Origin of the sequence: Streptococcus ovuberis (assembly GCF_012396585.1) — a bacterium.
Classification (GTDB): domain Bacteria; phylum Bacillota; class Bacilli; order Lactobacillales; family Streptococcaceae; genus Streptococcus; species Streptococcus ovuberis.
Genome location: NZ_JAAXPR010000006.1, coordinates 45,512 through 60,853, shown reverse-complemented (window position 1 = coordinate 60,853; position 15,342 = coordinate 45,512). Strand labels below are relative to the sequence as shown.

The 15,342-nt window shown below is 41.9% G+C and carries 10 protein-coding genes and 1 pseudogene; 4 read left to right on the top strand and 7 right to left on the bottom strand.

The genetic code is table 11. The annotated features are described in order from the left end of the window. Positions 1-49: 49 nt before the first annotated feature. From HF992_RS04980 to HF992_RS04965, 4 genes are read right to left on the bottom strand one after another with little or no spacing between them, the layout of a single operon-like run. Positions 50-1,498 (bottom strand): FGGY-family carbohydrate kinase, encoded by a 1,449-nt coding sequence (locus HF992_RS04980; RefSeq protein WP_168548956.1) that lies wholly within the window; start codon positions 1,496-1,498, stop codon positions 50-52. A 4-nt stretch (positions 1,499-1,502) separates the two neighbouring features. Further along, complete coding sequence (locus HF992_RS04975) at positions 1,503-2,939, bottom strand: L-fucose/L-arabinose isomerase family protein (protein ID WP_168548955.1); 1,437 nt, start codon at positions 2,937-2,939, stop codon at positions 1,503-1,505. Positions 2,940-2,946: 7 nt separating this feature from the next. Beyond that, positions 2,947-3,885: a transketolase family protein gene (locus HF992_RS04970; protein WP_168548954.1), complete on the bottom strand. Its 939-nt coding sequence runs from the start codon at positions 3,883-3,885 to the stop codon at positions 2,947-2,949. Beyond that, positions 3,875-4,708, bottom strand: coding sequence for a 1-deoxy-D-xylulose-5-phosphate synthase N-terminal domain-containing protein (locus HF992_RS04965; protein ID WP_168548953.1), 834 nt, complete (start codon positions 4,706-4,708; stop codon positions 3,875-3,877). Before HF992_RS04965 ends, HF992_RS04970 begins: the two co-directional genes overlap by 11 nt. A gap of 268 nt (positions 4,709-4,976) precedes the next feature. Here HF992_RS04965 and HF992_RS04960 point away from each other — a divergent pair, with 268 nt between their 5' ends. Further along, positions 4,977-6,005, top strand: a complete 1,029-nt coding sequence (locus tag HF992_RS04960) for a LacI family DNA-binding transcriptional regulator (protein WP_168548952.1) — start codon at positions 4,977-4,979, stop codon at positions 6,003-6,005. Positions 6,006-6,052: 47 nt separating this feature from the next. After that, positions 6,053-6,210: pseudogene (locus HF992_RS11970) on the top strand (aldo/keto reductase); the annotation flags it as partial. A gap of 478 nt (positions 6,211-6,688) precedes the next feature. On the opposite strand, the gene hisS reads toward HF992_RS11970, so the two are convergent. Further along, on the bottom strand, positions 6,689-7,966 hold the full coding sequence (gene hisS / locus HF992_RS04950; RefSeq protein ID WP_168548980.1) for a histidine--tRNA ligase: 1,278 nt from the start codon (positions 7,964-7,966) through the stop codon (positions 6,689-6,691). Between the two features lie 298 nt (positions 7,967-8,264). On the opposite strand from hisS, the gene HF992_RS04945 reads away from it, so the two are divergent. Further along, a complete protein-coding gene (locus HF992_RS04945) occupies positions 8,265-8,858 on the top strand; it encodes a helix-turn-helix domain-containing protein (protein WP_168548951.1) in 594 nt (197 codons plus the stop codon). A 240-nt stretch (positions 8,859-9,098) separates the two neighbouring features. Here the strand turns inward: HF992_RS04945 and adhE are convergent, their stop codons facing one another. Next, on the bottom strand, positions 9,099-11,741 hold the full coding sequence (adhE, locus tag HF992_RS04940) for a bifunctional acetaldehyde-CoA/alcohol dehydrogenase (protein WP_168548950.1): 2,643 nt from the start codon (positions 11,739-11,741) through the stop codon (positions 9,099-9,101). A 422-nt stretch (positions 11,742-12,163) separates the two neighbouring features. After that, positions 12,164-13,903: an LPXTG cell wall anchor domain-containing protein gene (locus HF992_RS04935; RefSeq protein WP_168548949.1), complete on the bottom strand. Its 1,740-nt coding sequence runs from the start codon at positions 13,901-13,903 to the stop codon at positions 12,164-12,166. 224 nt (positions 13,904-14,127) lie between these two features. Here HF992_RS04935 and HF992_RS04930 point away from each other — a divergent pair, with 224 nt between their 5' ends. Continuing rightward, a complete protein-coding gene (locus tag HF992_RS04930) occupies positions 14,128-15,093 on the top strand; it encodes a helix-turn-helix domain-containing protein (RefSeq protein ID WP_168548948.1) in 966 nt (321 codons plus the stop codon). Positions 15,094-15,342 lie beyond the last annotated feature (249 nt).

Genomic DNA, 15,342 nt, shown 5'->3' with positions numbered 1-15,342 from the left:
ACTCCCGTGAGGTTAGTCTGCTCACTCTATTACGCTTTGGCACTAAAAACTATAACAAACGATTAACGACCTGGTTCCAACCTGCCAGCTTTTCCAAACGAATAGAAGCAAAGGAAGGTTCAGGAGAAATTCGATGGCTACTCAATTGGTCAAGAATATGTTCTGAATAAGCTCCACAAGATATCCCTGCCATATAAGCGACGCCTGTGCAAGAGGCCTCCTCAATAGTGGCAATGGCAATCTCTGCATTAGTCAAATTACTTTGAAATTGCATGAGGTACTGATTTTTAGTTGGACCACCATCCACACTAATTTGTTTAATCGGTAAATTGGAAACATCCTTCATTGCGCTAATCACAGCGTTGATCTGATAGGCGATGCTTTCCAAAGTTGCTTTAGCCAGTTCAGCACGACCAGTTATGCGGGTCATTCCTACAAAGGAAGCGGTGATATCATCTCTAAAATAGGGTGCCCCCAATCCCGAAAAAGCTGGAATAAGGTAGGTTTGGTCTTCTGGTCTAGCTTGTGCAACCAGGTCTTCTAATTCATCCGTTGATTTTATCAGCCCCACCTGTTCTTGTAACCAAGTAATGACAGCTCCTGAGTAATTAACATTCCCCTCAAGAACATAATGACATATTCCTTGAGACTGCCAACCAACCGAGACTGCAAGATGGTTAGGGATCATACTGACCTCTGTTCCAATATTCATCATAATAGAGGAACCTGTTCCATATGTTGCCTTGATAGCTCCTGGTTGCTCACCTTTGTGGGCAAAAAGTGCTGCATGAGAATCCCCGATCACGGCATGAATAGGAATCGTAGCAGGAAGAATTCCATCAAAGTCTGTCCAACCAAAATGACTGTCAGATGGCTTAATGTCAGGGAGGTAAGACCTTGAGATGTCAAAGAGGTGACAAAGTTCTTCGTCCCACGATAAGGTCGTTAAATTCATTAACTGTGTCCGACTAGCATTGGAAACATCTGTAACGAAAGACTCCCCTTTGGTTAATTGATAGACCAACCATGAATCTACTGTTCCACAAGCTAACTCTTCGGGCAATTCATCCATCTGTCTCAGAATCCAAGCGTATTTAGCCGCTGAAAAATAAGGTGACAAGGGCAAACCTGTTTTTCGTTTGACCATAGAAGCCTGAGAAATATTGAAGCTATCTGTTATCTCCTTGGCTCGGGCACATTGCCAGACAATGGCATTCTCGACTGGCAACCCTGTCTTTCTATTCCAGACCAAGGCAGTCTCTCTTTGATTGGTGATTCCAACGGTTTTTATTTCAGTTTTATCAATCCCAACAACGATTTCTCGAACAAGAGATAACACATTGTTATAAATCTCTAATGGATCATGAGACACCCAACCTTTTTCGTTGACTAATTGCTGATGTGATTTGCTGACCTTCTTTACAATATTTCCTTCTTGATCAAAAAGGAGTACCTTCGTTCCCTGAGTGCTTTGATCAATCCCTATCACATAAGTCATAGGCTTAGCCTCGAGCGGGACGGAAGTAGGTTGCATCATCCCCAGCCAAGTACGCCTTCACTTCATCTTCGATTGGATCGTAGAGGTCTGCTTTGATTCCCAGATATTTACAAGCTTCATAAAGCACTGGAACGACATCAGACTGAATGGCTGCCACGTGATGGATGTAAGGGCCATACACTAAGTGCGATTCTAAACGGTTCAAATTGTCAAATTCGACATAACAGTAGGTCCCTTGGTTGTATGGGCCGTCAATGCCCTTGGCGTTACCAATCAATAAAGAATACTCTCCATTATCCCCATCAAAGCGACACAAGGTATAATCTGTTTTCTTAGCTAGGAAGCCAACAGAACCAGGATAATCAAAGACAAAATGACGTGGTGGCAAAATTGGTTTGGTTTCAGCTGTTTGATAAGCAAACACCCCTAAATGTTGGAGCAATTCACCATTTGGATTTTCTGGGTGGCGACAGTTCACATCAGCAAATATCGCGCGATGCTCTCCCATAGATGCAGCTTCTACTAGAAGTTCTGAGATTGCCCCATGAACATCTGTTTCACAGACAAATGGAATGCCTTCTTCTTGCAAAAGAGATAAGGATGCATAAGGTAAAATACCGATTTCTTCTTGAAGAGCTGTCCAACACTGAATGACACCCGCATTACAACCGTAAAACTTGCACAAATTTTCAAGAGCTACTTTTAAAGCAGCAACCATGGTCAATTCATCTGCTGTAATTTGAACCTCTGTATGTGTATGGAACCAGTCTTCGACCGATTTTACTGTTTCAGCTTCTTCAGCCTTAACACGATTGATTTCATTGACCAATTCACGGATTGGAACTGGTGATAAGTCGATGTTGAATCGTTCCAACAACTCTCCCTCATTGCAGATAACCGTCCAGAAGTCAAATGGACGAGGACCAACTTGTAAAATACGGGTGTTTTTAAAGGTTTTGACAACATTACAAACCTTAACAAAATCTTTCACACCACGTTCAAACGCAGGGTCGTCCACATCAGAGTTCTTGATATAGGTAAAAGGTACCTTGAAACGGCGCAACACTTTTCCGATGGCAAAAAGGCCACACTGACTGTCACGCAGACGAGAACCGTCTTCGGCTGGCGTTTCATCTTTCGGGCCCCAGAGCAAGACAGGCACATCAAGCTGTTTTGCCAAGCGTGCAACTGCGTATTCTGTGCCAAAGTTTTCGTTAGCGATAAAGAGGCCATCAATTCCTGCAGCCTTAAATTTTTCAGCAGCAGCGTTGACACTAGCATCATCAAAAATCAACCCATCTTCATTAATATCCTTGATATCAATGTAATCAATAGCCCATTCATCTAATTTTTCGCGGGTGTAATTAGCATACTCAATAGCTGCATCTGCACTAAACAAATTGCGACGTGTTGGAGCAAATCCTAAAGTTACTTTATCCATTTTTTACCTACCTTTTTAAAAGTTCTTTAACAGATTGACTGATACCGTCAACCGATATACCATAGTGATTGAAAACTTCTGCGGTTGTCCCAGTGACAATGTGATCGTCTGGCAACGCCATTATTTTTAAAATACCACGACCTTCTTGCGCAACAACCGATGCAATTGCCTCTCCGAGCCCTCCATGCGAACTATGTTCTTCAACAGACACAATACCTGCTGTCTCTGTGATTGCTTTTTTTACAGCCTCTGTATCAAATGGTTTTAAACTTGCAAAATTGAGAACCCGTGCTTTTATCCCCTCATTTGCCAAGTTTTCCGCAGCATCCATAGCCACTCGGACCGTTTCGCCAACTGCTGCAATCGTGATGTCATCTCCCGATACCATCTCACGCGCTTTCCCAATTTCAAAAACAACATTATCAGCTGTGAAGCAATCTTCAACTGGATTTCGGCCAAGACGAATGTAGGCTGGCTTGTCTGACTTGACTAAGTATTCAAAAACTGCTTTTGTTTCATGACGGTCTGCCGGAATAATAACTTCTAAATTTGGAATGGCCCGCGTCACCGCAATATCTTGAAGGGAATGGTGACTCATTCCCAGAGCACCGTAGCTGACGCCCCCGCTAATTCCGACCAATTTCACGTTCTGGTTAGAATAAGCCACGTCAACTTTAACTTGCTCAATGCTTCGCATACTAAGAAAACATGCGGGCGATGCTACAAAAGGACGTTTCCCGTTGAGAGCTAATCCAGCTGCCACACCCACTATATTTTGCTCAGCGATTCCGACTTCTATGTGTTGTTCAGGTAGGGTCTCCCCAAATTTGACAAGAGAAGCCGACCCTCTTGAGTCACTGGTTAGGACCACAATATCTTTATTAGTTTGGCCTGCTTCTACTAAAACATCACACATTACTGCTCTGTTGGCTATCTTATTTGCCATTTCCTAACTCCTCCAACGCTCGATCTAGGTCAGCAATTGCCGCCTCATACTCTTCGTGATTAAGAGCATGGTGATGCCAACTTGCCATTCCTTCTGCCGCAGATACTCCTTTTCCTTTTAAGGTATTCGCAATAATAACCATTGGTTTACCTTCAATCTTGTCATTATATGCAGCTAATAATTGCTCGATGTCATTGCCATCTGCCACATCAACCACATGCCAACCGAAAGCTTCCCATTTGCCATGAAGATCTTTTAGTCCCATGACATCTTCCGTAGACCCAGTAATTTGAAGTCCATTGCGGTCAATAATAGCTGTCAAATTATCCAGCTTATATTGAGCAGCCGCCATCGCTGCTTCCCAAACAGAGCCTTCGGCCAATTCACCATCCCCCATCAGCGTATAAGTCTGATAGCTAGCCCCATCTAATTTAGCTGCCAAAGCACTCCCGACGGAAACAGACAAGCCATGCCCTAATGAACCTGTGTTCATCTCAATCCCATCAACAAGATTATTCGGATGCCCTAATAGGCGTGAATCAAATTGAGAGAAGGTTTTTAATTCTTCCTTTTCAATAAACCCCTTATCCGCTAAAATAGCCCAAAGGATCTCAACAGCATGCCCCTTACTTTGGATGTAGCGGTCCCGTTCAGGGGCTTCTGGATTAGTTGGATCAACATGAAGTTGGTGATAATAAAGACTGACTAAAATATCAGTACAAGACAAGTCCGATCCTACATGGCCTGCTCCTGCCTCGTAGATCATGGTCACAAAATCTTTTCGAAGCTCAATAGCTTTACGTTTTAAATCTAATAAATTCACTTTTAGACATTCTCCTTACTGAAATACCCCACACAAAGATTGACAACTACTCCCTTCTATACTTTCTATAGCGCTTAGGTATTCCGTTATTCTAAACCATCCCTTTCTGACTGAAAGGATTTTACAAGCTTATTTTAAAACCCACACGATTTTCTTGCAAGCGTTTTTAATAAAAAATAAACTTATTTTATTTTAGTTTAGTAAACTAATTGACACATCGTTTGTTTTCACTTATACTTGAATGACACTAACTACCAAGGACAAGATTATGATAAAGCTAGAAGATATTGCTCGATTGGCCGGGGTTTCAAAGGCAACAGTCTCGCTCGTTTTAAATGATAAACCCGGTGTCAGTCAGAAAAAAAGGGCGGAAATTCTCCAACTCGTTAAAGAAAACGATTATCAGCCATTACGGCAGTCCAGAAAAAAAGAGAGGGAGGCCTATCGCTATACGGTCCGTCTATTGGCCTGCAATGACATCAATCGATTCACTTATAATTTTCAAAAACTACCTCATTTCAATGAGTTGATCAATGACTTTTTGGTACTTTCTACTGATTTTCACATTCATCTTACTGTTAATTCTATTTCCATTAGCCATCTTAAAGAAGATCTAATGACCCTTGAAAGCCAGCAAGCTTCAGATGCCATTATTTTACTCGGGACCGATCTTCCTGAGAGTATTTTAATCGCTCTTAAAGAATTACACCATCACATTATTGTCATCGATACTTGTTTCGATCATCTTAATAGTAATTTCATTAGCATTAATAACTATCAAGGGGCTTTCCTTGCTACGGAACATCTGATTCAAAATGGCCATAAGGACATTGGCTACGCCATGGCAAAATATCGGATTCAAAATTTTCAAGAGCGTTATCAAGGTTTTGAAGGAGCTATGAAAAAATACAATCTGGATTCCAAACAATTTCAGCGCTTACGTTTTCCTGCTAATTCTATTGGAACTTATCCTGATAAGATTCCTTCTTCCACATTGCCAACGGCCTTTTTTTGTGAGAACGATTCTATCGCCATCAGCCTGATTCGCTCTCTCCAAGCTGCCGGCATTCGCGTTCCTGAAGATGTTTCTGTCATCGGATTTGACAACATTTCAGAATCCGTCATTATCACACCAGAATTATCCACCATTGATATCAATCGTCAGTTTATGGTGACAAAAGCTCTTGAAAAAGCTGTCTCCATCATCAAAAATGGTGAAATTAATCAAACACAGACCCGTATCAATACCCGCTTAGTGGTTCGACAGTCCGTAAAAAAACTAGAAACTCATAGTTGAGCCAGATTCTGAATTATTGTATCGTGCTGCACTAGCCCTAAGAAATTAAAGGGATTCATTCCCCTATTGTCGGTGTCACTAAAGAGGCCTATTTGGATGACTTTATGGGGCCTTTGAAGTCCATCTGACCCCAGAAGATATGGCCTACTTGGACGAACTTTACAAGCCACATCAGATTGTAGGTGCCTTGCCAAAACCAAATTAGTCCATAACTCTTCCTGAGAAAAGTTGTGACTCCAAATGAAAATCACACTGCCTTACCTTGGTTTAAAACCCAGGTAAAACAGTGTGATGTTTTGTTTTTAGTTATCCGTTTAGAGAAATTCCTAATGCCATTCTATCAAAATCTTTAAGTCAACCATTAGCTCTCATTGACCCAGAGTTCAATGCCATATTCACCATCGGCGATGGTCCAAATCTGCCCGCTGTACCATATCTCGGACCCACTCCTTCGCCACGGTCACAGGACTATGAGACATTTCAGACAGGCCTTCGGGAGAAATCTTATAGGCGATCACCCCCTTCTTTTTAACCAGATAGATATCTGCTTCTTTTTCTACCTTAAAAGACTGAGGCAGATTGAGGCAAAGATTGCCACAGTAATAGCCAACAAGCCTAAGAAGGTGAGTAAAATGATACTAATGGATTTTTTCATAAGCTACCGATTTCTAGAGCTTGATCTCCTAAAAGAGCTCTTCTAAAATCGCTGCAAAATTAGTCTTGAGCGCTTCCAAACTGACGGTGACTTCTGCACGCGTTTGGTTATTTTTAACGGTGACTTGACCCGCTTCCAGCTCACTTTCCCCTAGCGTCAGGATGGTTTTGGCCGCAAACTGATCTGCCGATTTAAACTGTGACTTGAGCTTGCGTCCTAGGACATCTCGCTCAACCTTAAACCCTTGAAGACGAACCGCCTGCACGATTTCCAGCGCAGCCGCATTAACCACATCGCCCAAAACAGCAACATAAAGATCCAAAGCTGGCTCTATTGGTAATTTCAAGCCTTGAGCCTCTAAAATCATAAGCAACCGTTCCTGGCCAAGGCCAAACCCAAAACCTGGAGTCTCAGGACCGCCCATTTGTGCGACCAAACCATCATAACGGCCACCGGCACAGATGGTTAATTCACTGTCGTTGACCTTGGTAATGAATTCAAAAATCGTGTGGTTGTAATAGTCTAAACCACGAACCATATTGGTATCAATGACATAAGGAATCTTGAGTGCTTCCAGCATTTCACGCACCGCATCAAAATGAGCCTGACTCTCCTCGTCCAGATAATCTAAGATAGACGGTGCATTTGCGACTGCCACTTTGTCCTCTTTTTCTTTACTGTCTAGAACCCGTAGAGGATTTTCCTCCAAACGGCGTTGGCTGTCCTTGGACAGCTGATCCTTCAAAGGTGTCAGGTAATCAATCAAGGCCTGACGGTATTTGGCACGACTTCCAGGCGTTCCTAGCGTATTAAGGTGAAGGACCACATCCTTGATTCCCAACTTGTTGAACAGTTGATAAGCCATAGCCATGGTCTCAACATCGGTCGCAGGATTGCTAGACCCAAAACACTCAACACCCAATTGATGAAATTCACGCAAGCGTCCAGCCTGGGGGCGCTCATAGCGGAACATAGCCCCCATGTAATAGACCTTGACTGGCTTTGGCACTTCTGGTGCAAATAGTTTGTTTTCCACATAAGAACGTACAACAGCAGCAGTGCCCTCTGGGCGTAAAGTGATATGTCGGTCACCCTTGTCGTAAAAATCATACATTTCCTTGGTCACGATATCAGTCGTGTCTCCGACAGAACGGGCAAAAACCTCGTAATGCTCAAAAAGCGGTGTCCGGATCTCTGCATAATTGTAGCTGGCAAACGTCTCACGCGCCACTGCTTCGACATATTGCCAACGTTCAGACTGACCTGGCAAAATATCTTGGGTTCCTTTGGGTTTTTGGAGTTTCATTGGCATTCCTTTCCTCTAGTACATCTATTATCTGTTCAAACAGCTCTCTGAGTTCAACCACAGATGGGTTTTCAAAAGATCAGTGTTTCCTTATTTTATCATAAAAGACAGGGGAATTAAACTAGTAAGAAAAGGAATTTTTCCCTTTTCTTATTAGTCTCAACCAGTTCCTTGACAAGGTTGTCAAGGAACTGTCAAGCTATGATATAATCTGATATAGCTAATTGTCAAAGGTCAAAGACATTTGATAGACCGATTTTAGTCCTATTCGTTATACTGGAAACAGAAAGGAGGCCTCATGAAACTCGGACAACACCTAGTCCATTACCGTAAAATTGCTAAGCTCTCCCAAGAAGATTTGGCTGAACAGATTTACGTGACAAGGCAGACTATTTCCAACTGGGAAAATAATCACACCTATCCCGATGTGCAAAGCCTAATCCTACTCAGTCAGATCTTTCAGGTGAGCCTTGATGACTTAATCAAAGGAGATCTTGAAGAAATGAAAACCATCGTTCAACACTCTGAACTGAAGCAGTTCGATAAAGATACCTACTTCATGCTAATTGGCATGCTTAGCATGATGCTCACTGGTTTTCCTCTTGTCTATTTTTTAGAATGGTGGGGAGTCTTAATCCTCGTCCTACAGTTCCTTCCAACTATCTATTTTGCCAACCGCATTGAGCGTTTTAAAAATAAGTACGATGTCCAAACCTATAAGGAGATCCTGGCTGTTTCTAACGGTCATCTGCTAGACTCTCTCCAGAAACGAGAAGAGAAAGCCAAGGCTCCTTATCAGAAACCTCTCATTGTCCTAATGTTTGCCCTGATCAGCGCAACTATTGTGGTCCTCGTAGCTTTCATCACTCTTAAACTCTTTCCTTTGCACTAAATGATCTAAACTTCCGAGTAGGACTATCGCTTCTATGGAAGCTACACAACAAATGCCAGACAAGTTTTAAGCCAAACTCTAGCGTTGCTGTTTCAACAGTCAAGCGCTAGGGTTTTTATGGTTTCATAAACCTTGAGCAATTCCTTTGCTGCAAGCAACCTTGTCTTTCTAACAATTTTTTGGCCTACACACACCAAGAAAACCTAGCCAGATCTCTCTAGCTAGGTTGGAGTCCTGAGATTATTTGCGACGTCCTGGACGTTCACCATAACCATAGTAGGCATCTTCAATGATTTCTTGCATATGGTCAACCATTGGCAAGCGTGGGTTGGCTGGAGAACATTGGTCCTCGTAGGCAAGGAGAGCCAATTCACGAGAATATTTCTTCAGTTCGTTCTCATCCACACCCTGTGCTTTAAGGTTCATCTCGATACCGAGACGGCAACCGAGGTCATAGACCGCTTTAGCATAAGATTCCACAGCTTCTTCTGGTGTTGATGCTGGAAGTCCGAGCAATTTTGCAATATCTTGATACTTCTCATCCGCACGGTAGTAGTTGTACTTAGGCCATGTCGCAGTCTTGGCAGGACGTGTACCGTTGTAACGGATAACGTATGGCAAGAGAATTGCATTGGTACGACCGTGAACCGTATGGAAGCGAGCACCAATCTTATGTGCCATTGAGTGAGAAATACCGAGGAAGGCGTTGGCAAAGGCCATACCAGCCATTGTAGAGGCGTTATGCATTTTCTCACGAGACTCAAAGTCTGCTTCTTTCACAGAGCGCTCCAAGTATTCAAAGACAATCTTGATGGCTTGAAGAGCCAAACCGTCTGTAAAGTCATTGGCCATTTGGGATACATAGGCTTCTGTTGCATGAGTCAAGACGTCCATACCAGTATCTGCCGCGATGAATCCTGGCACGGTCATGACAAGTGCTGGGTCAACAATAGCAACGGTTGGGGTCAATGAGTAGTCAGCGATTGGGTACTTACGGTTGTTTTCTTTATCTGAGATAACCGCAAATGGGGTCACTTCAGAACCAGTACCAGATGTTGTTGGGATGGCAATAAACTTCGTTTTCTTACCGAGTTCTGGGAACTTGAAGGCACGTTTACGGATATCCATGAATTTTTGAACAAGGTCATGGAAGTCCACTTCTGGTTGTTCGTAGAAGAGCCACATCACTTTAGCAGCATCCATCGGAGAACCACCACCAAGAGCAATAATGGTATCAGGTTTGAAGGTACGCATGAGCTCAGTACCTTTATAAACGGTGGTGATATCTGGATCTGGTTCCACTTCAGCAAAGATTTGGTAAGTTACCTTGTTACGACGAAGATGAAGTTGCTCTAAGATACGATCCAAGAATCCAAGTTCAACCATGGCTTTGTCTGTCACAATCATAACGCGTTCAACGTCACGACATTTTTGCAAGTATTCGATCGAATCACGCTCGAAATATGTTTTTGAAGGAACTTTAAACCATTGCATATTATTTCTACGTCTTCCTACTTTTTTGATGTTCAAGAGATTTACAGCACTAACGTTACCAGATACTGAGTTGCTGCCGTATGAACCACAACCCAGCGTCAATGAAGGTAAGAAGGCATTGTAAACGTCACCGATACCACCAAAGGTAGAAGGAGAGTTCCAAATAACACGGATAGCACGCACGATACCACCAAATTCTTTGGCAAGGTCTTCGTCTTTTGTATGGATAGCAGCTGAGTGTCCAAGACCATGGAATTCAACCATTTGACGCGCTTTTTCAAGACCGTCTTCACGTGTTTCAGCTCTTAAAACAGCGATGACAGGCGATAATTTCTCACGTGTCAATGGTTCATTTTCACCAACTTCTTTACATTCTGCAGCAAGGATGTTGGTCCCTTCTGGTACAGAGAAACCTGCCTGCTCCGCAATCCATACTGCTGGCTTCCCAACGATATCTGGATTGAGTTTTGCACCTGCACAATTTTTGCTGTTGGCTTTAGCACCGAAGCAGAATTCTTCAAGAAGGGCTTTTTCTTTCTTGTTGACGAAGTAAGTGTGGTAAGACTTGAATTCTGTGACAAATTCATCATAAATCTCATTGTCGATAATAACCGCTTGCTCAGAAGCACACACCATACCATTATCAAAGGACTTAGACATCACAATGTCATGTGCCGCTTGACGGATATTAGCTGATTTTTCAACGTAAGCTGGAACATTACCCGCACCTACACCGAGAGCTGGTTTACCGCATGAGTATGCTGCCTTAACCATAGCGTTACCACCAGTTGCTAAAATAGTGGCGATCCCTGGGTGGTTCATCAAGGCGTTAGTTGCCTCAAGAGATGGGGTTTCAATCCACTGCACACAGTTTTCAGGAGCACCAGCAGCAATAGCAGCGTCACGAACGATTTGTGCGGCATGAGCTGACGATTTCTGAGCTGATGGGTGGAAAGCAAAGATGATTGGGTTACGTGTTTTAAGGGAAATTAAAGCCTTAAAAATCGCTGTTGAAGTAGGGTTGGTTGTTGGTGTGATACCACAAATAACTCCGACAGGTTCAGCAATCAAGGTCAAGCCTTTTACATCGTCTTCCTCAATAATGCCCACTGTTTTTTGGTGGCGCATATTGTTAACAACGTGCTCACAGGCAAAGAGGTTTTTAGTCGCCTTATCTTCGAAAACACCGCGTCCTGTTTCCTCATAGGCGTGCATGGCTAACTCACCATGGGCATCAAGGGCAGCTACAGAAGCTTTCGCGACAATATAGTCCACTTGCTCTTGATTGAGCTTGCGCATTTCGTCCAAGGCAACTAGCCCTTTTTGAACCAAGCTATCAATCGCTTGATTCACATCTTCTACAGCAACTTTTTTTGCTTTATCACTCATGTATAGACTCCTTTTTGATGAGTTTGTTAATTTATTCACAATATTATTGTACTACATTTCCAAAAAAATGTAAATAGTTTTCAATAAATTTCACAATCTTTTTTTGAGGTTTTTTCTCCTCCTTACTCCCCCTTTCTATTTGGTCACCTCCTTTTCCAAAAGTTTTTATTTTCACAATCTTTGGAAGCGATTTCTTGTTTCTTTTTCAATTCTACCATTTTTTGAAAATGGTTTCAAGTATTTTTTTACAAACTACTCTACACACCAACCGTACCAACAAAAAAAGGCACTAGGCCTGAGGCAACAGTTCTAGTACCTTAACAAATTGTTTCTTACCTCTAATATAGAGTAAGAACTGCCTTTTTGCGTCCTTTTACTATATTTTCAAATAAAAATACCCTAACAGTCTCTAATAGTAATGTTTAAAGAGTGGTAGAGCGACGACGCTTGAATACCCCTAAACTAGTTAAAGCAAGAGCAGCTCCTAAAAGCGTTGATACTACTGATCCTTGTTCGCCAGTTTTAGGTAGGGTAGGGCGTGATGAGGTTGTTGTATCCTGTTCATTTTTCGAAGCAGATGGTGTGGATTTTTCTTTCTCCTGACCTAATGGGGCCTTGCCTTCCTTACTAGTATCAGTTGATGCCTGCTGTCCCTTCGTCGCTACTTCTACTTTGCCATTGCCAACAATAGTCTGTACCTTTTCAGGCAATGTGCTAACTTCGGGATTTTTTGTTTCGTCAGTTGCTAATACTCGGTACATGGCGTGATCTTTGACCGGCGAAGGAATTCCTTGACCGAAAATTAAACGTTCCTTACTATGATCGGAATCATCAAGAACTGTTGCATTATGCAATGTGTTACCAGCAGGAATATAAACTAATCCAAATCCAAGACCTTGCTCTGTTTTCACATTGAAATCAAAGACTTGACGCCCATCGGCATAATTGATATATTCCAGCTGTCCACTTGTTTTGCCATCAAAGTTTACTTTACCATCTGCCGTGATCACAGCTGTCTGGTTTAGGGCATTTTTCCATGTCCCAACCAGAGCAGAGAAATCCCCTTTCTGAGCAAGGATTGGCTGGTCAGAAGTGGTAGGTTTCTCAATAGGGGTAGCCACGTCAACTTTAGGCTCTGTCTGAGGGGTCGGCTTTGCTGGTTGAGGAGCTGAAGTCATACCTTGGTCAGTTGAAGTTGCCTCTGGTAGTGTCGTAGTCACTACACGGCCATTTTTCAAGGTAAACTTCACTAAACCTGCGTAGTAATGCTTCATGCCGTTAATATCCACATATGGATTCCTAGTGTAGAGTCGAGCCTCATAGTCGCCATCTAACCATTTATCTTTATCTGTAAAAATAGGGTAGTAGAGATCTGAATCATTAAACTTTTGAAGTATACCATTTTTTTCAACAATGGTATTTGTTGGCATGTGAACATAATCAACATCTACTTCAATATAAGGGTCACCATAGATTGTTGGACTCAGTTGACTAGTTGGCAACTTGCCACCATCATTAGCGAAATCCACCACTAAATCATAAGTATTATCGTTGATTTCCTTCAAACTTGCATTTAGCTGATAAGGGTTGTCAAGAGTCCCAACTCGTTGTGCTGTGATAATGCTCTCTGCTTTATTTGCTGATTGTCCGTTCACTTTACCGGCTGTAATCTGAAAATGCCCTATACCAGAATAGGTATGTTTATTGCCCGACGCATCAGTGTACGGTTCTTTAGTGTTAACCCTAACTTCATATATACCATCAGGCCATGGCGAACTATCGCCAGAGACGTGCTGTCGGTCAGTCACATGAAGCTTATCAAAATAAATCATCCCATTCGATTTGTCAATCGATTCTCCTGTTGTCACATTGACATAAGCGAACTCTGCTTGGATGTAATCGTTTATAGCACGATTTTCAGCACTTATACGACCAGCATCGTTAGTAAAGGCAGTTTTGACATTTACCCAAGTGCTATCACTATCTGGAGTAGCCGTCACACTTAACGTGTGATGATAATTAGTTTGTGCCTCCGATACCTCGCCAGTCACTACTGCTGGTTCTGTAGCAGATTCTTGAGCATACACCGCTTGACCAGAAGCTGTTGCAAGGACTGCTGTTAAGACAGCTGCAGAGGCTAATTTAAGAAATTTATGATTCATAAAAGAACTCCTGTTTGTTTTTTGAGATAATAACTTCTCTACTTTATTTTACAAAAAATAAAATAGCTAAAATAGTTTTATCAAGTTCCACTTTCAAAAAGTTCAAAAATCATTTCATTGGAGGGATTTTGGCGATAAATTTAAAGGAGTACTTGAGCAAGCCCCAATAAGTTACCCTATCTATGTTACAATGGAACTAGTTATCAGGATAAGGATGGACAAAAATGACAGAGCAGACGCAAACTAAAAAAATTAGCCTTGTAGCAAAACAACAACTTTTCGGTCCTCACTTCCGATCTTGGCGTGAAAGACGGGGCTATTCGCTTAAAGAAGCAGCGGGAAACATTTTGAGTCCCCAAGCTCTCAGCCAGTTTGAACTCGGTAAAACCACCGTGTCAATTGTTACCTTCAACCGCTTGCTAATTTCTATCGGTGTTGAATGGATCGATTTTATGGGAGATTATCCTGGAGAGCAAACGGCCTCTGCTCAAAAAATGTTCTGGAATTTGCGTAGTACTCAAAGCAATAATTACACATGGGGTAGCATGAAAAAACAACTCCAAGAAGAATTAGAAGATTACTATGAAGATAATCCTTTTATTAAAGAAATTTTCTTTGAATGGTTACTCCTATCTCACAGTAATTCTCCAGGTGTTCTTGAGAGCCGTAACTTAAAACCTTTCATTTCTCACATGTTAAAGCATAACCTTTGCCTCAACACCTACGAAGGACAATTGCTTTTGCTTATCTTCCCAAAATTGCCTCTTAAAGAGCAGTTGGCCTACACAGAGACTGTCCTAGCTAATCTCAAAAAAGCCTGCCAAAGCAATGACTACCGTTTGGCTTTTCGTGCGATTACTGACGTGGTCTATATGGTCAAATACCTCTCTGCTCTTGAATTGTATCTGCATTCTCAAGACCTGATTAACAAGGCTAGAGCAACAGTCACACCATCTCCAGTCGCCAGCAATTTACTCCTACTTAGAATGGTAGAGCTTGATATGGAAGAAATTTTCCTCTGGCTGATGCAAAATAATCTACAGGCTCTTAAAAAAGCTGAGAATATGATTGAGATGCTGGATCATATGATTAATTTTTTCCCACATAACAATTGGCAATTAACTAAACAAGCTTTTATTCACGGTTTTAATCAGTTTAATAAAACCGGAAAACTTCTTTATGAAGACTAATACATCAGGCAAAGGATCAATCATGATACATTTTAATATCTGCTTCTAAGTCTGATGAAATGTGTAATCATTAAATCTCAACACAAGCATAGACAGATTGTTATTACATCTACTGGTTTAACAACTTTCAGTATAGCAGATGTAGTTGTCTTTTCTGTTGCACTTCATTTTACAACGGGCCTAAACAATTTATCTAAATTGTTTAGGCTCTTTACTACGCCCAAAAAGGCTCTATAATTTATACAGAGG

Excerpts from the sequence above, each read along its gene's own strand:
- HF992_RS04980 (WP_168548956.1), bottom strand. The coding sequence starts at position 1,498 with ATGACTTATGTGATAGGGATTGATCAAAGCACTCAGGGAACGAAGGTA.
- HF992_RS04975 (WP_168548955.1), bottom strand. The coding sequence starts at position 2,939 with ATGGATAAAGTAACTTTAGGATTTGCTCCAACACGTCGCAATTTGTTT.
- HF992_RS04970 (WP_168548954.1), bottom strand. The coding sequence starts at position 3,885 with ATGGCAAATAAGATAGCCAACAGAGCAGTAATGTGTGATGTTTTAGTA.
- HF992_RS04960 (WP_168548952.1), top strand. The coding sequence starts at position 4,977 with ATGATAAAGCTAGAAGATATTGCTCGATTGGCCGGGGTTTCAAAGGCA.
- hisS (WP_168548980.1), bottom strand. The coding sequence starts at position 7,966 with ATGAAACTCCAAAAACCCAAAGGAACCCAAGATATTTTGCCAGGTCAG.
- HF992_RS04945 (WP_168548951.1), top strand. The coding sequence starts at position 8,265 with ATGAAACTCGGACAACACCTAGTCCATTACCGTAAAATTGCTAAGCTC.
- adhE (WP_168548950.1), bottom strand. The coding sequence starts at position 11,741 with ATGAGTGATAAAGCAAAAAAAGTTGCTGTAGAAGATGTGAATCAAGCG.
- HF992_RS04935 (WP_168548949.1), bottom strand. The coding sequence starts at position 13,903 with ATGAATCATAAATTTCTTAAATTAGCCTCTGCAGCTGTCTTAACAGCA.
- HF992_RS04930 (WP_168548948.1), top strand. The coding sequence starts at position 14,128 with ATGACAGAGCAGACGCAAACTAAAAAAATTAGCCTTGTAGCAAAACAA.